Origin of the sequence: Pseudorhizobium halotolerans, from assembly GCF_902153235.2 — a bacterium.
GTDB lineage: Bacteria > Pseudomonadota > Alphaproteobacteria > Rhizobiales > Rhizobiaceae > Neorhizobium > Neorhizobium flavum.
The window spans coordinates 1-15,776 of the sequence record NZ_CABFWE030000019.1; the positions used below are offsets into that span (position 1 = coordinate 1).

18 protein-coding genes are annotated in these 15,776 nt (G+C 60.7%); 10 read left to right on the top strand and 8 right to left on the bottom strand.

The features are described from left to right. Positions 1 to 293 precede the first annotated feature (293 nt). From FN060_RS22835 to FN060_RS22860, 6 genes are all read left to right on the top strand, one after another. Complete coding sequence (locus FN060_RS22835; protein ID WP_142590182.1) at positions 294 to 1,502, top strand: tyrosine-type recombinase/integrase; 1,209 nt, start codon at positions 294 to 296, stop codon at positions 1,500 to 1,502. A 465-nt stretch (positions 1,503 to 1,967) separates the two neighbouring features. After that, the gene (locus tag FN060_RS22840; RefSeq protein WP_142590183.1) at positions 1,968 to 3,059 is read left to right on the top strand and encodes a hypothetical protein; all 1,092 of its coding nucleotides are present in this window, start codon (positions 1,968 to 1,970) and stop codon (positions 3,057 to 3,059) included. 164 nt (positions 3,060 to 3,223) lie between these two features. Beyond that, positions 3,224 to 3,553 carry a hypothetical protein gene (locus FN060_RS22845; protein ID WP_142590184.1) on the top strand — a complete coding sequence of 110 codons (330 nt, stop codon included), beginning with the start codon at positions 3,224 to 3,226 and terminating at the stop codon, positions 3,551 to 3,553. A 276-nt stretch (positions 3,554 to 3,829) separates the two neighbouring features. Beyond that, positions 3,830 to 4,378, top strand: coding sequence for an RNA polymerase sigma factor (locus FN060_RS22850; RefSeq protein ID WP_142590185.1), 549 nt, complete (start codon positions 3,830 to 3,832; stop codon positions 4,376 to 4,378). Positions 4,379 to 4,386: 8 nt separating this feature from the next. Then, a complete protein-coding gene (locus tag FN060_RS22855; protein ID WP_142590186.1) occupies positions 4,387 to 5,076 on the top strand; it encodes a hypothetical protein in 690 nt (229 codons plus the stop codon). Between the two features lie 489 nt (positions 5,077 to 5,565). Beyond that, positions 5,566 to 6,003 carry a hypothetical protein gene (locus FN060_RS22860; protein ID WP_142590187.1) on the top strand — a complete coding sequence of 146 codons (438 nt, stop codon included), beginning with the start codon at positions 5,566 to 5,568 and terminating at the stop codon, positions 6,001 to 6,003. Between the two features lie 15 nt (positions 6,004 to 6,018). On the opposite strand, the gene FN060_RS22865 is transcribed toward FN060_RS22860, so the two are convergent. The 4 genes from FN060_RS22865 to FN060_RS22880 all read right to left on the bottom strand — a co-directional run bounded on the left by FN060_RS22865 (position 6,019) and on the right by FN060_RS22880 (position 9,317). After that, positions 6,019 to 6,258, bottom strand: coding sequence for a hypothetical protein (locus FN060_RS22865; protein WP_142590188.1), 240 nt, complete (start codon positions 6,256 to 6,258; stop codon positions 6,019 to 6,021). 482 nt (positions 6,259 to 6,740) lie between these two features. Beyond that, positions 6,741 to 7,484, bottom strand: coding sequence for a hypothetical protein (locus FN060_RS22870; RefSeq protein ID WP_142590189.1), 744 nt, complete (start codon positions 7,482 to 7,484; stop codon positions 6,741 to 6,743). Between the two features lie 360 nt (positions 7,485 to 7,844). Beyond that, positions 7,845 to 8,204: a hypothetical protein gene (locus FN060_RS22875; protein ID WP_142590190.1), complete on the bottom strand. Its 360-nt coding sequence runs from the start codon at positions 8,202 to 8,204 to the stop codon at positions 7,845 to 7,847. Positions 8,205 to 8,474: 270 nt separating this feature from the next. Beyond that, on the bottom strand, positions 8,475 to 9,317 hold the full coding sequence (locus FN060_RS22880; protein WP_142590191.1) for a hypothetical protein: 843 nt from the start codon (positions 9,315 to 9,317) through the stop codon (positions 8,475 to 8,477). Between the two features lie 277 nt (positions 9,318 to 9,594). Between FN060_RS22880 and FN060_RS22885 the strand changes: the two genes are divergently transcribed. From FN060_RS22885 to FN060_RS22900, 4 genes are all read left to right on the top strand, one after another. Next, on the top strand, positions 9,595 to 10,167 hold the full coding sequence (locus FN060_RS22885; protein WP_142590192.1) for a hypothetical protein: 573 nt from the start codon (positions 9,595 to 9,597) through the stop codon (positions 10,165 to 10,167). Between the two features lie 82 nt (positions 10,168 to 10,249). Further along, on the top strand, positions 10,250 to 10,501 hold the full coding sequence (locus FN060_RS22890) for a hypothetical protein (RefSeq protein WP_142590193.1): 252 nt from the start codon (positions 10,250 to 10,252) through the stop codon (positions 10,499 to 10,501). 162 nt (positions 10,502 to 10,663) lie between these two features. Continuing rightward, a complete protein-coding gene (locus tag FN060_RS22895; RefSeq protein ID WP_142590194.1) occupies positions 10,664 to 11,047 on the top strand; it encodes a lysozyme inhibitor LprI family protein in 384 nt (127 codons plus the stop codon). A 26-nt stretch (positions 11,048 to 11,073) separates the two neighbouring features. After that, positions 11,074 to 11,742, top strand: a complete 669-nt coding sequence (locus FN060_RS22900; RefSeq protein ID WP_142590195.1) for an ankyrin repeat domain-containing protein — start codon at positions 11,074 to 11,076, stop codon at positions 11,740 to 11,742. 551 nt (positions 11,743 to 12,293) lie between these two features. On the opposite strand, the gene FN060_RS22905 is transcribed toward FN060_RS22900, so the two are convergent. From FN060_RS22905 to FN060_RS22920, 4 genes are all read right to left on the bottom strand, one after another. After that, entirely contained in the window at positions 12,294 to 13,220 is a 927-nt protein-coding gene (locus tag FN060_RS22905; RefSeq protein ID WP_142590196.1) for a 2-hydroxyacid dehydrogenase, read from the bottom strand. 7 nt (positions 13,221 to 13,227) lie between these two features. Continuing rightward, complete coding sequence (locus FN060_RS22910) at positions 13,228 to 14,103, bottom strand: ABC transporter permease (protein ID WP_142523069.1); 876 nt, start codon at positions 14,101 to 14,103, stop codon at positions 13,228 to 13,230. A 35-nt stretch (positions 14,104 to 14,138) separates the two neighbouring features. Beyond that, positions 14,139 to 15,089 (bottom strand): ABC transporter permease, encoded by a 951-nt coding sequence (locus FN060_RS22915; RefSeq protein WP_142523068.1) that lies wholly within the window; start codon positions 15,087 to 15,089, stop codon positions 14,139 to 14,141. Between the two features lie 74 nt (positions 15,090 to 15,163). Further along, a partial coding sequence (locus FN060_RS22920; RefSeq protein ID WP_244665936.1) for an ABC transporter substrate-binding protein occupies positions 15,164 to 15,776 on the bottom strand: 613 nt, incomplete at its 5' end.

Consider the following 15,776-nt stretch of genomic DNA (forward strand, 5'->3'; position numbering starts at 1 on the left):
AACCATCGACAACCCGTTCGGCACGAGGTTGTCACCCATGTCTTAGGAACAATCTGTTACCGATGTCTCCAGGCTGAACACTAAGGTGATGGCGGAGAGGATGGCCGCTTTTGCGACAGACCCATACGAACTCAGAACATCCAATATCGTAATGTAATTGCTGTGTATTTGTCCTCTTTGTCGCTCTTCCACATAACATTCCGTACCATCTCGTAGCAGCAAATCTCGGCTCTTGTGGCGGGCTGAGTGGCGGGCTAGCAAACCTTCATGAAGTGCATGAAGGATGCAGAAACATGCTGAGCGATGCTAAAGCCCGGAAGGTCAAACCCACTGATAAACCTCTGTCCGACGGTACCATTGTCGGGCTTTACCTAGTGCCCGGTGGAAGCCCCGGCAGCGGAAAATGGATCCTGCGTTTTCTCTCGCCTGTTACTGGCAGACGCCGCGAAATGGGGCTTGGAAGCTATCCGACGACATCTATTCGAGACGCGCGGGTGAAGGCCTTCGAGGCGCGTAGCGTCATCGATGATGGCAATGACCCTCTGGAAGTTCGCCGCAAGCAGGCGCGGGAGTCCGCAAGGCTGGCTATGGTGCCAACCTTCGCAGATGCCGCACGCCAGCACTACGCGGACAAGGCGGAGGGCTTCCGCAATGGGAAGCACAGGGATCAATGGATCAGTACGCTTGAGAGGTTCATTTTCCCGAAGATTGGCAAGACGCGAGTCAACGAACTCAGCCCGGCCGACTTTGCAGCCTGTCTCAAGCCCATCTGGCTCGAGAAGCCGGAGACCGCATCGCGGGTGAAACAGCGTTGTGATGCCGTCATGAACTGGGCTGCCGCGAACGGCTTTATCGTGGCAAGCCCCGTCGGCGTGGTCGACAAGCTATTGCCAAAGCAGCCAGGAAAACGCGAGCGGGTGCAACACCAACCTGCCCTGCCCTGGAGGTCGCTGCCGATTTTTTTCAGTGAGGTTCTGCAGGGCGGTGAAGCGAATATCACCCGTCAAATGCTCGAGCTCGTGATCCTGACCGCCTGCCGCTCCGGCGAGCTCCGGCATATGGAATGGCAGGAGATCGACTTCTCTCATGCTGTCTGGACGGTGCCTGCACCTAGGATGAAGGCTAAGGTTGCTCATCGCGTGCCGCTGGGGCCGCGAGCTATCGAGATCCTTGAAGAACGGCTGGAACAATCAGATAGCGGCGAAGGACTGGTATTCCAGTCTCGGACGAAGAAGCCAGTCACCGATATGGCTTTAACGAAGTTCCTGCACGATCATAATGTTCAGAGCGATACCCCTGGAAGAAATGCGACTGCCCATGGTTTCCGATCGAGCTTTCGCGACTGGGCATCGGAGAACGGCTATCCGCGTGATCTGGCCGAACGGGCGTTGGCCCATACCGTAAGGAATGCGGTCGAGGCTGCCTATCATCGAACCGACCTTCTGGACCAGCGGCGGTCGATGATGCTGGACTGGGAGAGGTTTTGCTTAGGAGGAAGATGATTGCGGTTCTTGCAGGGCTGCAAACACGGGGCCGCCCCTACATCTACGGCACCGTGAGGCATCAACGATCACCAGATCAGGCCGGGCCGCGTCTACGACACTCAGGACTTTCAGTTGCGAATTTTAACTGGTACCGACGCTCGGAAAGGAATCAGACCGCCGGCCCCACCGTTCAGGTGGCTCATATTTTCATCGGGTCTAGGCAACAGCTTGCTTCCTGAGATGACCGGCATGGGGCCGGTAACGGACTGGCGGCTTTTGGTTGGGCCACGTCCTGAAGCAGCCATCCGGCATGCGGTGATCACTACAAAACTGCCTATTTGGCTGAAGCGCTTGGTGCTCGTGCAGGCAGCGCGGAGATTGAGGGGGACGCGCACCAGCCAGTCGTTGCGATGGCGAACGCTTCTCACCAATTCTGCGGCAGGCACATGCGTCTAACTAATCGGAAACTCAGGAGACCCCGTGATGCGCATTTCTATCTCCCTTGCCATCTCCATGGCGGCCAGCGTTGCCGCCCATGCTCAAGGTGTTGAACCTATTGGGGATGCTTTGACAAACTTGCCAGGTCTCTTGCTGAATTATCCCACCTCCGTTCAACTCAGCTTCGTGGACGTGGCGGCCTTAAGCACGCTCGGGGGGGGAGAGCGTCTTCACCCGAAGGTGGTGGCACGGGCGGTATTGGTGGACGCACTGCCGCACTTTGCCGCGCTTAAGGCTCGCGACTTCGACTACTGGGCCGAAAGGTCTTTCGTAAATCTGGCAGATGTCCGTTATCTCGCAGCGTTCAGCCTTCAGCCTGTCATCTGGGGCCTTGCCAACGAGGATGCTGTCGCATCCACGATCGGAGCTCTCGACGCGGCCGACTTCGATCCTGTCGGAACCGAAGGTATGCTCAGGGGTAGCAAGCCTGCCAAGGTGGAGCCTTTCGACCCTTGGCGACATGCCGGCCGCGATACGTCTTTCATTGCAGCCAAGGGCGATGCAATTATTCAGGCGATAGCTCCGGCGCTCGTTGAGGCGACGCTCCGTGATGAACCCACTATGGCCGAGAATGAAGCCGTGGATGCGGCCCTGGGTGGTATCGAGGCGGCGCTCGGAGATTCGACGCTAGTACAGGCCATGCTGATAACGCCGCTCATGGGCTTGGGCGGCGAAGACCGAGAGATGCTGCTCAATGGGCGGCCAACCCTGGACGCAATGCGCGAGAAGCTCGAAGCCGAACTGGAGCCCGGAACCGAAGGCCTTCCTTCCTACCTCGGCGGATTCATCGCTGACGCTCAGGGGGGGCAGCCAAGCGTCTTGATCTCACTTGCATATTCCGACTGCGCTACTGCCGAGCGCGCTGCCGCGCAAATGGCTGACCGTTGGGTCGAAATTATGCGGGAGGACAGGGAGGGTGACATAAAACACGCAGCTATCCAGGCATCGAGCGGTCTCTGCGCCGCCACCCTCAATGTGACTGGCAGCAGCACGGACGACCTCAGCAATCCCACCTTCGATGCTTTCATACGATTTCGCCGACACTTCGAAGTCCTCCAGATCGGCAGGTCTGAGTGACAGCAAATCAATCTTCTGATACCGGAAGGATCGCCTGGTCGCGATGGCCTCCACGTGTCCGATGCCGTGGCAAAGGACGGATCGCGCTTCGACGCCGACAACCGACCAAGACTACTGAGGTTCCGGGCGTCCAATAGGGTGAACAGACCAAACGGGAGATTCAGATGCGACATCCCATACTGATCCTGCTGGCTGCCTCGGCAGCGTTGACCTCCCCGGCGTTGGCGTTTGATGCTGGCGGATTCGCGTTCCAACAACATCAACACCAACTATTGCAGCAGCAGACCGCCCCGAACAACAATGCCGGGCATCCACAGCAGCAGCAGTCTGACGACAGGGCATCCGAAGTTGAAGCGCTCAAGGCGCAATACATGGAGCGACTGCGGCCCGAATACGAGCGGCGCGTGAAAAGCCATGGCCAGAGTGCTGCCAATCAATGGCTCAGCCAGGAAGCCTACCGGCTTGGCCAGAAGGCCGCACAAATGGTACAGTAGCCCTTGGGCTCGGACCGGGCCCATGCATCAGGTGCTAACGCTCGTAATCGCATGAGATCAGGGCTGTCGCACAAGCGACGCCGCCGCGGTTCGGCAAGCTGTTCCGCCCGCAATCATGGCTGGGCAACTAAGCCAGCTACGAAGCTGAATTTACAGACCGCCGAACCCGCAGCATGCCCCAGAATATTCAGCTGCCGCAATTATTTGGGTTTGCATCCTCCCCGCATCGCCTATTATGCCACGAACTTAGTCTACGGGATTGGGTGACTGACACGGATGGTGCTGGACAAAGCGGCTGTAGCGGCCCAGGGCGACGTGGATGACCTAGTGCGGCGCGCACAAAACGGCGACCAGCACGCCTTCAACATACTGATCACCGAGCAGTACCGATTCATATTTCGTGTGGCGTTCCGGGTTCTGGGGCACAGAAGCGATGCAGAGGACGTCACGCAGACCGTGTGCATGCGGCTAGCGACGTCCCTCTCGAGCTTCAACTGGCGAGCCAGTTTTACCAGTTGGCTTTACCGGATCACCATCAACGCGGCTCGAGATTTGCAGCGGTCCCAGAAGCGCCGTCAGAATCTGGCCGACGGGGCAGCAGTCTTCGCGCCGGACTATGCCGAATCCGAACAGGAAGCGGGGCGGCAACTCGACGATATCTGGAACACCATCCGAACTCTGCCGGAAAAGCAGCGGAATGCGGTGATCCTCGTTCACGGCGAAGGCCTGAGCCAGGAGGAAGCGGCGCGTATTATGTCCTGCCAGAAGGTCACAGTTGCGTGGCACCTGCATAATGCACGCAAGGCATTGAAAGAATTGCTATGATCAATCCCATGCCAACCGACCCGCTCATGAACCTTCCTCCCGACCGCATACCCGAGCCTTCCCAGGACCGGATGACCGAGACTATCGCGGCCGCGCAACAGCTGTTCACGCGGCAACCGGTCAAATCGACCGACGAGGCCGCGGCCTTCCGGCGTCAGTTCTTCGGCGGGACCTGGATGGAAGCCATACTCGGTGCAGGTCTTGTCACGGCGGCGGGCATCATAGCCTTTTCGCTCTCGCCAACCTTCATAGCCGCCGTGCCACCGGGCTCGGTTCCCTTGCCAGCGGAAACTTTTCGCACGGATATGCAGGAGACACGGGGCATGCGGCCTCCCGATCTCGACATGATCGCGCCGCTTGAGCCGGCCACTTTCGGTGATCTTCAACTGGGCGTTCGCAATGTCGAAGACCGTTTTGGCGTGTACCTGGTCGACGACAAGGGGCTTGAGCAGCAGCTCCTGTCTGGCAACAAGGGAGTCCAGGAGGCCATCAGCGTGACAGACGCGGTACTGACCGCCTGGAACGGCCAGCAAGTCTTGTCCGTGCGGTCGGGCTTCGGGGACCTGCAGCGCTGGGATGCCTTCGTCGAGGAACAGTTCGGCTTTACCCTCTCACCGACGCTCAGCCGCATCATATGGGACGCTGCAGACGCGCAGGATGTGCGGGACCGTCTGGCGGCTACGGGAGCTTCTGACTGATCTGGCCAAGAATGGTCGCCCTCGCGTCGTCTTACGGATGACAGACACGAGGTGCCCATGATGACCAGCCGCAAATCCACGCTGCTCGCCGCTTTAGCCATTTTGACCGCAACCGGTGGAGCAGCGGCAATCACCAGCGCGCCCCCGACCCCGCTCAAGGTGGGCCGTACGGGTATCCAATGCTACGGCCAACCGTGTCCGTGGAATGGGGTATGGCCTGCGGACCAGGCGGCTCAGCCGAGCAATCTGATCTGGAGTGGCCCTACGCCTCCGCCGATGACGGGTAAGGAAGCAGATCTCGCACGCGTCCGAGGCGAATACCTCCAGGGTTGTGTCATGGTTGAAGCGCGGTTCTCGGACGGCGTACTCAGGGTGGGTAGGATCGTCGGCGGCTGCTGATCAAGGCGCGAGACACTGGATCAAGACTTGTGTTGAGCAGCCCTTATTGGCAAGAATAAAGGGGCATTCATGCGCAAGATAATTGTGGCAATGGCGATCGTTATGGTGGTGGGGCTCAGCGGAACCGGCCTCTATCTGGGCACCCGCGAAGACCTGGTGGCAACAGGTGGACTCAGCCAGGCGCTGCTGAGGGCATCACCCGATGCGTCAGAATTGACAGCCGTTTTCTCACAGTATCTGCCTGCTGATATGGCCCTGAGCGACCGGCAGGCTCTTCTCGATGAGAATGGGTTCGCGTGCAGCGTCGAAGCTGCCGAGGTCGCAGGCAGCCGCTACCTCCGCTGCCTGCGACCAACCCAAAGCACCGGCTATTGCCAGGGCATCAATTACTACGCCTACGAAACGGCCAGCGGCGAGATCATTGAAACGCTGGGCTCTCCTTATGACGCCAGCCGGGAGCGCAACCTCCTGGGGCGATGCGACGGCCCACGGCAAGAGTATCAGACCGGCCGAGGATCGGAGGAGTGAGCTGGCGGATCAGGCCTACCACTCCATCGCAACATAGCCATTCCGCAGGATCGCCAACATGTCGATCAGCGACATTGAACCAGCAAGTTGAAGCAGGCAGACCGCGCCTGCCAAGACGGCGAGAATCCGGCGGGCCAGGTCGCGTGGGGCCGACGGGCGAAGCACGGCCAAGACGATACCAAGTCCGACAAAGGCGCAGACCAGGCCCAGGAGATCGAACTGCTCCTCACGAGCGACCACGCCGTTGATCGTCACCGTGCTGGACGTGCCGAAGAAGGCGGCGAAGGGGAGCAGACCGACAAGCAGCGCAAGAAGAGTGCCTTGAAGCGAGCAAACATCGTGGCGCCGCTGCGTTACTGCCCCAGTGCGGTGGGCGGTCCAGCAGCTCGTAATTTAAGCACCGGGTCCGAACCGCGGCGCGCCTCCGGCGACTGTATCTGGCTTCGGGCTGCCTCCAAGGGAGTCAGCGGCCCGCAACTGCCTCGGCAAGAAACATGTCTTGAAAGGTTGCGACATCTTGGCCTGCCGGTACACATTCGTGTTTGACATAGGTTTTGGAGGGCTGCGAGCTCCAGGCAAGTTCGAACTGCTGGGCTTGGAAGACTATGGGGCCTGGCAGATCTCCTGAGCCAGCGCCGGCATTGCGCCGACGAGGGTGATGGCGGCGGCGAAAGCGATCATCGTCACGCGCGTAGAGTTGCCTAATCCTAGCCTCACAAACGGCAATGGTTGCGGGCCTACCACAACTGACTCTTGAACAAGATTTCCGGGTCGTCCTGTCCGTTGCGATTGGCGTCCACGGCAAACTGCATCAGCTGAAACCGGCCATCTCTGAAACCCCAGAGAGCGGCGCTGTAGCTGCCATCTTCTCCTGGCCATTGGACCCTTGACGACAGAACACGACGGTCTTCGTCATAGTCCGGTTGGCTCACGTGCCGGGTCTCGTGCCAGTCGATCCGCACCTGATCACGTGCGGGACCAGAGTCAGGGTCGACTTCCCCCATGTTCGCGACAAAGGGCGTCAACAACCGGATTTCAGATACAGTCCCCTCATCATCGCTGAGCAGGTAAACCGAAATCTCGCCCTTGCAGGGCAGTTTCAGCAAAAGAGCCTCTCGGGCAGCGGTATCCTCGCCGATCGGCAGGTCGTGGATCGCCAGCGGCGCAATGGGATCGTCCGGGACGTCGCAGCCCTTGGGCAGGTTATCGACATGCTGCTCCACGGCCTTATCGATGGCTGCTGCCTGCCAGGTCCGATCATGGCCAACCGCTGCGCCGGACACGGACCGACGCCTCAAGTCCGCGCCGGCCAGGCCACGTAGCACACTCATATCAATGAACTGCGCCAGCTCGGGCTGCGGGCAGGCCAGGACGGCTTCCGGTACGTGACCGAAGGCCTTTCGTAGCGCGCACGTATCGGCAGCACCAACAGGAAGAGCAGCGGCCAAAACCACTGCAGCTGAAATGGCCAGGATACGCATGAGGGGCCTCCTCAAAGATGGGTCGATGATATGACGTGCGGCGAACCGCCGAGTTTGGTCAGCAACCTCAATTTTCCGCGGTCAATCACGCGCGCTTTTGCCTTCTGGTCTGCCCGAAGTAAGAGGTAGCTGATGGGCGCGAACACCGGCGCTGCGGCCCAGGCCGGACGCTTGGCCAGTGGAACACGAGCGTGTAAAAAGAAAAGTAGATCAGCACCGGCGCACGAATTCCCCTATCGATCCGAACTCGGCCATATCGCAAGGTCCCAGCATGACGGCACCCTAAGATGGGTCGCGACCGACCCAAGGGACACTCGATCCATGCTGGTGCCTCTCTCCGCCAAGGACACCTGTCTATTGTCACACCACAAAGGCGGCGTAGAGGCTGAGGATCACCGCCGCTGCGGCGGTGACAACCAGGAAGTAGCCCAGAAGCCAGGTATGCCAACGGCGGGCCGTACCCCTGGCCGGTTCCGCGAGGCGTTCGACCATGGCTTTGTACTGGTTGGATAATGGCCCGGCGGTAACCCCAAGGTTCATGTGCTCGCGTCTCGACGGGTCGGCGAACTGTTCGTTGGCGACGGCGCGCCAATAAATGTGCGAGCCAATCGCAATGATGACATAGATCGCGTACAGGCCTAAGAATATTGTCATCCAAGTCGCGGCTGACGGCAGCGTCACGCCCAACACGACCGGTGTGGTGTCTCCAGGTGCGCTCATCCCAATCTCCATCCTTCTCTGGTAAGACGCTTCCTGTAGCGTGTTCTTGGTTGGTGGTCCCTTATTGAGTCCAAAAGGCTGTCCCGAGCATGACGCGGCCAAGCCTTGGGAGATCTCGACACCCAAAAATGCCGACAGCCCCCAATAGGGGCACAGGGACGTGCGTCTTACCTACCACCACAGCTATTATGCAGCGCTCAAGGAGCGCGGTAGAAATCGCGGCCTGAGGACGTTGCCCCAAATAGCGGCGGCCCGAGCGGCGCCTGCCGCCTAATCCGGAATGGCGCACGAGACGCTGTAGCGGGCGACCTGCGGGCTGGACGAGGGCTTGCCTTCGCCCACCGTGACGACCGACAATTCAGCGAACTGGCCGGCGTACCCAAAGCTGCAATAACCAAGCCCAGTTCCCGAGCAGAACTGCACCTCGTAAATGCCCGCCGCTTTCAGTTGCGCGCTCCGCACGTCCGCCGGCTCGTCCGGCCCGATGCCCAGAACCGGTCCCCACCCGGCGGATGCCAATGCCTCGCGTGCTTCGGCAATCGGAATTCCGTAGATGTTGGGCACCGTTGCCTTGCCATCGCAAAACCGCTCGACCGGGGCTAGGCTGCCAAGGGAAACCCCGCCGCTGGTGCCAATGCGCATGTCGGCGAGAGGCTGGGGAAGATAGTCGCCACTCCAGATCCGGATAGCAGACTTCTCAAAGGCATGGACGGTGCCAATGCGTGAGCTTTCGCTCTTTTTGCCATAGACCAGCCAGCGCAACTGGTCGTCGTCGAAGACACCCACATTGCCGTCTGTCATCCGGCAAGAGCCGCTGGTGCCAGGCTCGAAGCCACCAACGAAGCTCACCACGTCCATGCCAGACATGGAGACCTCTCCCGTCACCGCCCAGCCAAGCGCACTGGCCACTCTCCCACCTGCTGTTTGGGGCTGGATCGTCAGATGGTTGCAGGACCCGGGCTCGACCGGCCGCGGCGGCGGGGGCAGTCGCGTCAGGGCGGTCGTGACAAGCCCGCCCGTCACCGAAGGTGGGGAGGCGGCTACGGCTCCGCTCACAATTGCTACGTTCCACAGCAGCAATGCTGCTGCCACTCTGCCGAGATGCTTTCTCATCGGTCTTCTCCGACGTAATGTGATGCGGCCGGAACTGACAAACATCATGCTCGATCAGCAACCGGAAAGGGTACCGCGTGTCCACGAGAGGGCCAGGCTATCGGGTGCAATGCGGCCATGGACTGGTCTCCATGGAGCCTCAGATGTGAGACGCCACCAAAGGCAAGGATCTTGGTCTGCCAGGCGAAATCGAGAGGAGAGACCAAGCGTAGCGCCTTCCTCATCGTCTTATAGATCAGCAAGCCATCGCCGTGCTTACCGACAGAGGATAGGACAAATGACGGAGCCATCTCACCTTGGGCGTATCGGAGCCGGGCTGACCGGTTGCTGCATTGCGATTTGCCTGCAAGTCATCGCCGCGGCCGGCCAGGCGGAAATTGTTCAGCGAGACAGCCGGCAGGCCGCGATCGCGTTTGCCGAGCATGTGGAGGCGATGATCGCCACCCTCCCGGTCGAGCGCGAGCACTTCGAAATGAGGATCAACCGATGCGAGGGCGCAAAAGGCGAAATGCGCGACGATATCTATGCCGTCTGGATCGGCACGCGGCTCGTCGCCGAACAGGATAACGCGGATCGCGTGCTTGTCGCAGTGCTCGACGACTGGCGGGCGCGGGGTTGGGCGATCACTCGAAATCGCCTGCTGGACAATGATGGCATCAACATTGCATCCGTCGACCCCGTGACAGGAAATAGCCACAGTCTTGATTCCGGCTTTGCCCCTCATCCTAGACGCTACATCGTGGGCTACTTTAGCACCGCGTGCCTCCAAGAGCCATCCGGCACCGCCGCGTTCGGCCCCATCGGGCGCAACGAACCTCGTCCAGAGTCGACCGCCACTCGTTCGCCATGACGGCGACGCAACCGGGTGCGCACAATCCACGGACGGGGTTTATCGGGGTTGTGATGAGCGATAGACACTTGAGGAGAGAGCGATGGTCAGCCACTTCACCGACCTGTTCATCAATCGCGAGCACCAGTTCAGCCTGGGCGTCGATGAAAAAACCGGCTCGCACTACTTGTCCACGCTCATCACCAAGGACGGGGTGCATCATCTTGCTCAATACGAGGCATACTATTGCATCGACGCCGAGGAGTTCACGCGCTTTCGCGACAATCCAGCTTCGGCAATGGAGTTCATCGATACCTGCCGCAGGAACGGGCATCAGGATCGCCTGATCGGCTAGTTACCGGGTTGACAGTTACCGTCGAGCACAGCGGCATCGGCCACATCCGAGTAGCACCCCGTTCCCATCGGTCGCACTAAGATCGAGGTCGCACCAAGAAAACCCGGCGTTTGATCGTCCACTATGTATCGGTAGCCTCTTGCCCGCATCAGGGAATTTGCAATGAAGCTGTTCATCGCCGTCCTTCTCGCATGTGTTGCTGGCCTTGGCTTTGCTCAAGCGGCGGATGACGGTTGCGATGCCTGCATGGCGCAAAGCGGCGTGACGGTGTCCATGCTCGCATGCATCGGCATCGCCAGCGACCAGGCCCAATCCGCGATGGACGCGCTGCTGGCGGAACACCGACCGCTGATGTCGTCTGAGCAGGCCTTCGCGTTGGACGCCGCACAGCGGGACTGGCACACCTATCGGCAGTCAACCTGTAGCGCGGCAGCGACATTGTGGGGCGACGGCAGCTTCGCGGCCGTGATGCAGGCCGATTGCTGGCTGGAATTGACCCAGGAGCGGCTTGACTGGCTGCAGGCCGTGCTGGCCGACCGAGCCTGAAATGTTCAACCACCCAACCAGAGGGAATGGTCATGACCGGAAGAAGGAGCCGAGCGCTCGCTGCCTTGATGGTGATATTGGCCTTGGCGTGGATGGCGACGGCCACTCCCGGCCAGCAGGAAGCCGCAACACCGCTTATGTCCAAAACGTCAGCGGAGCTTTCCGCCAGTTTGCAGGAAGCCCTGACCGCCGAGAACCTGGCCGAGGTGGAAGCCCTACTCGCCGCCGGTGCCGACCCGAACTGGATAGACCCAGGTGGCAAGACTGCCGTGCACCGCGCCGCCTTTGCCGACGATCCGAGGCTTCTCGATGTCGTCCTTGCCCATGGTGGGGATCCGAACGCGCGAGGACTGGCGGGCACAACCCCGCTGGTTGATGCTATCCTGGCGAGATCTCACCCCCTCGAGAAAATTGAGAGGCTCTTGGCTGCCGGGGCGGATCCAGGTTTAGCCGATCCGAATGGCGGCACACCACTGCACACCGCTGCCCGCACTAACAACGGCAAGGCGATCCTCATCCTGCTCAATGCCGGAGCGTCGCCGTTGGCGGAAACCGGTGGCAAAACCTTTCAGACTTTCTATTTCGGCTACCAGCGCTCAGTTCTCAACGACCGGGCACTGACCGAACGCCACGAGGTCATAGATTGGCTCCGGCAAAACGGCATCCCCCTCGAGCCGCAAGCCGTGGCCGAGTAGCGCTCCTGTCGGATTGGAAATCAGGGTCGGATCGAGCTGGCAACTCGCGGCTGGCATTTCCCGCCATCTGGGGCCGTGGTGCTCATGAACGCGCATTGAAAGGGCCCCAAGGACCGGGAGGGGCGCGACGGATCGGCGCGCGGGCCCGCGGCCCCGCGGCCCACACATCGATTCCGACCATTCCTCGGCATACGGCTAGAGGCGTCCACCGGGATGGCGGCTATTGGGTAGACATCGCAGATCACCGAACGGCAGGTATGACGGCGCATTGGCGACGTGACGTCAGGACGTCCGCTTTCAGGCTCGTTTGGAAACGATGTGTGTGACCGAAATCGGGGGGCGCGTAGCGGAAATCATTTCCACATGTGAGGGCCGTAATCTGCCATTTTGGTTCGTGGCAGATGCTCCGCCAACTGTCATTCGACCTCTCCTCTCTCATATTCGTCATAAGCGATCCTGATGAGGTTCGAAAAATTGTCGCTCCTGCTGGAAGTTTACGCGGCCACACCGCGCCAACCCAAAGTCGACCAGGATGAAGCACTGAGCCGTCGCTAGTACCCGCGCTCCACGGCCACGACACCTGCCATCGGGCTCCCCGCTCGGTGACGGTACAGATTGCTTGCGATCGCGGTTGCCAGCATCTCCACGCGAGTCATGCAGGCAACGTGCGGTGTCAGGATGATCTTGGGATGCCGCCAGAACGGGTGTGTGTCGGGCAGAGGTTCCGGATCGACCACGTCGAGGAAAGCGGAGCGGAGTTGCCCGCTCTCTAGGGCCGACAGAAGATCATCGTGCTGCAGATGCTGGCCGCGGCCGGCGTGGACCAGCGACGCTCCCGCGGGCAGGCGATCGAACAGGTCCCTGTTCAGAATGCTGCGGGTTTCGTTGGTGAGCGGCAGCAGGCAGACCAGGATATCGACCGACGGCAGGAAGCGCTGCAAGCCGTCTGCGTCGTGGAAGCAGTCGACGCCTGCGATCCGGTGCGGGCTGCGGGCCCAACCGGAAAGCCGAAAACCGAAGTTTGCGAGGGCAGCGAGAGCGCCCTTTCCCAGTTCTCCGAGCCCCATCACCCCGACCCGGCGCTCGCTGGCCGGCGGCGGGAGGGATACCTGTCTCCAGACGGACTGCTCCTGCTGGGCGACATAGGCCGGCAGATCGCGATGAAGGCTTAAAACGGCCATCGTCACATATTCCTGCATCATCGCCGTGAGCCCCGGATCAATCAGCCGCACCAGCGTCACGCCTTCCGGAACGCCTGTGCCCACGAACTGATCGACGCCCGCGCCCACCGAGAAGATGATCTCGAGATTGATGAAGTCGGCCAGGTCCTCGGGGATCTTCCAGGTGAGGAGATAGCGGATGTCCTTCTTCTCGAAACCGTCGTCCGGCAGGACGAGGACCTGTTCCGGAGCAACCTCGTTGAAGCGCTGCTTCAGCCGCTGACCACGCACGGCGTCGATATTGGCAAGGAGAACCATAAGCGTCTCACATGTGGTCGCTGCGGACATCGAGCGCATCGCGCAGGCCGTCGCCGATGAAGTTAAAGCTCGTCACGGCGATCGTGATGGTGATGCCCGGGATGATCGCGAGCCACGGCGCCGTCGACAGATACTGCTGCGCGCCGTTCAGCATGTTGCCCCAGCTCGGCAGCGGCGGCTGGATGCCGTAGCCGAGGAAGCTGACGTAGGCCTCCAGGAGGATCGCGCGGGCCACCGTCAGGGTTGCGGCCACGATGATCGGTCCGATGGCATTGGGCAGGATTTCCCGAAACATGATGTGCGCGCTGCTCAGACCCATCATCCGGCTTGCCTGCACGAAATCGCGTTCACGCAACGAGCGCACTTCCGCCTCGACGATACGCGCAACCTCCATCCAGCTGGTGAGCGCGATGATGATGGTGATCATGATCGGGGTGGGCTGCAGAAGGGCCGCGAGCGCCAGCAGCAGGAAGATCGACGGGAACGACAGGAAGGCGTCAACGATACGCATGAGTGTCGCGCCGACGGCACCGCGATAATACCCCGAGACGACGCCGATCAACGTTCCGATCATCGTCGACAACAGCATGGCGAAGAAGCCGACAAGCAGCGATATGCGCCCCGCCTCCAGAAGACGCGCGGCAACATCACGTCCCAGCGGATCGGTGCCGAGGAAATGGTAGCCGGTCAGCGGCGGCGCAAAACGGGCCCGCAGATCGATGTAGAGCGAGTCGTAAGGCAGAAGATAAGGTCCGACGATGCAGGCTAACGTCAGCAAGGTGATCATCACGAGGCCGATGATGGCCAGGCGGTGGCGTGCAAACCGACGGACGCCACGGCTACGCCACCAGGGCGTTTGGGCGGGGATGGCGAGAGCGCTCATGGGTATTTTTCCTGCTTCTGGCAAATCGATCGACATCAGCTGACCCTGATGCGCGGGTCGACGAGGGCCACGAGAAGATCGGCGATGAGGCTGCCGAGCAGCACGAGAATGGCCGAGACCATGAGCAGTCCCATCACCACTGGATAGTCGCTGTAACCGAGGCTGTCGAGAAAGAGGCGCCCCATTCCCGGCCAGGTGAAGACGGTTTCGGTGACGAGCGCTCCGCCCAGAATGCTTGGCAACTGCATGCCGGCCAGCGTGATCATCGGCACCATGGCGTTGCCGACAACATGCTTCATCAGTACCCGGCGTTCCGTCAGCCCCTTGGCGCGTGCCGTCTTGACGAACTCTTGGTTGATCACGTCGAGCGTCGCCGTACGCATGTAACGGCTCCAGACCGCGACGTTGACCAGCGACAGAACCAGGCTCGGCATGATGAGGTGGTGCAGGTAATTCAAGACCGACCCATCCCCGATCGTGTACATATTGCCAGCCGGCAGCCATCCGAGCTCCAGGGTAAAGATGTAGATGCCGACGAGCCCGAACCAGAAGGTCGGAATCGACAGCGCCACCATGGCGCCGATCGTCACCGTATAGTCGAAGATCGAATAGGGTCGCGTCGCGCCGTGGATACCGATCCAGGTTCCGATCGCGATGGAAAAGGCGGTCGATGTTCCCATCAGAAGAAGCGTCGCGGTGATGTGACGACCGATGACGTCCAGCACCGGCTGACCGTCCCGGTAGGACGTTCCCCAATCACCCTGCAGGAGGCGCCAGCCCCAGTCGAGATACTGCACCGGCAGGGGCCGGTTCAGACCCATCTGCTCGGCGATGCGGTCCATTGCTTCCTGCGTCATGCCAGGGGTCAGGGCGAACTGGGACAATGGGCCGCCCGGGGTGAGGTTGAGCACGGCAAAACCGATGATCGAGACGATCACCAGAAGAACGATGCTCTGCCACAGGCGATTGAGAAGATATCCCGCCATGGTCTGCTTCCTGCTTGTGTTGAGACATTCAAGGTGGCGGCAGTGTTTTACGCCCGCCGCCACCGATCACCGCTTTAGCTCGCCCAGTAGTAGGAGCCGGTATTCCAGGTATCGATGCGGGTATTGATATTGGGTTCTACGCCTTCGATACGTGCGTCACGCCCGCGCACCGTCATGTTCTGGAACAGCGGCAGGAACGGAAGGTCAGTGCGGATCTTCGCCTGCACCTCGCGGTATATCGCCTTGCGCTTCTCCTGGTCGAAGGTCTTTCCACCCTCTTCCAGAAGCGCATCCACCTCCGGATTCTTGTACTGCCCGGTGTTGGCACCGCGTCCGCCCTGCGCCGGGATGGCCTCGGAATGGAAGCGATAGGTGACGTCCGGATCGGCGCCGATCATGAAGATCACGCCGACCATGGCGGTGTCGAACTGCGACTGCGTCCAGAATTCGCCCCACATGACAGCGGGCGGCAGATTCGAGATCTTCATCTCGATTCCGACCTCGGCAAGCGACTGCTGAATGAACTGCTGGGCCTGCTCACGCAGATGGTTGCCCGAAGTCGTGGAGTTGGTGAAGGAGAGCCGCACGCCATCCTTCTCGCGAATGCCGCCAGCGCCCGCAACCCAGCCGGCCTCGTCCAGCAACTGCTTGGCCTTCTCGACATCGTAGCTCTGCTTCGGCAGGTCC

Bases quoted from the DNA above. Each gene is read 5' to 3' on its own strand.
- FN060_RS22845 (WP_142590184.1), top strand. From the start codon at position 3,224: ATGCGACATCCCATACTGATCCTGCTGGCTGCCTCGGCAGCGTTGACC.
- FN060_RS22910 (WP_142523069.1), bottom strand. From the start codon at position 14,103: ATGAGCGCTCTCGCCATCCCCGCCCAAACGCCCTGGTGGCGTAGCCGT.
- FN060_RS22860 (WP_142590187.1), top strand. From the start codon at position 5,566: ATGGCGATCGTTATGGTGGTGGGGCTCAGCGGAACCGGCCTCTATCTG.
- FN060_RS22875 (WP_142590190.1), bottom strand. From the start codon at position 8,204: ATGAGCGCACCTGGAGACACCACACCGGTCGTGTTGGGCGTGACGCTG.
- FN060_RS22835 (WP_142590182.1), top strand. From the start codon at position 294: ATGCTGAGCGATGCTAAAGCCCGGAAGGTCAAACCCACTGATAAACCT.
- FN060_RS22870 (WP_142590189.1), bottom strand. From the start codon at position 7,484: ATGCGTATCCTGGCCATTTCAGCTGCAGTGGTTTTGGCCGCTGCTCTT.
- FN060_RS22880 (WP_142590191.1), bottom strand. From the start codon at position 9,317: ATGAGAAAGCATCTCGGCAGAGTGGCAGCAGCATTGCTGCTGTGGAAC.
- FN060_RS22850 (WP_142590185.1), top strand. From the start codon at position 3,830: ATGGTGCTGGACAAAGCGGCTGTAGCGGCCCAGGGCGACGTGGATGAC.
- FN060_RS22915 (WP_142523068.1), bottom strand. From the start codon at position 15,089: ATGGCGGGATATCTTCTCAATCGCCTGTGGCAGAGCATCGTTCTTCTG.
- FN060_RS22895 (WP_142590194.1), top strand. From the start codon at position 10,664: ATGAAGCTGTTCATCGCCGTCCTTCTCGCATGTGTTGCTGGCCTTGGC.
- FN060_RS22890 (WP_142590193.1), top strand. From the start codon at position 10,250: ATGGTCAGCCACTTCACCGACCTGTTCATCAATCGCGAGCACCAGTTC.
- FN060_RS22900 (WP_142590195.1), top strand. From the start codon at position 11,074: ATGGTCATGACCGGAAGAAGGAGCCGAGCGCTCGCTGCCTTGATGGTG.
- FN060_RS22885 (WP_142590192.1), top strand. From the start codon at position 9,595: ATGACGGAGCCATCTCACCTTGGGCGTATCGGAGCCGGGCTGACCGGT.
- FN060_RS22905 (WP_142590196.1), bottom strand. From the start codon at position 13,220: ATGGTTCTCCTTGCCAATATCGACGCCGTGCGTGGTCAGCGGCTGAAG.
- FN060_RS22855 (WP_142590186.1), top strand. From the start codon at position 4,387: ATGCCAACCGACCCGCTCATGAACCTTCCTCCCGACCGCATACCCGAG.
- FN060_RS22840 (WP_142590183.1), top strand. From the start codon at position 1,968: ATGCGCATTTCTATCTCCCTTGCCATCTCCATGGCGGCCAGCGTTGCC.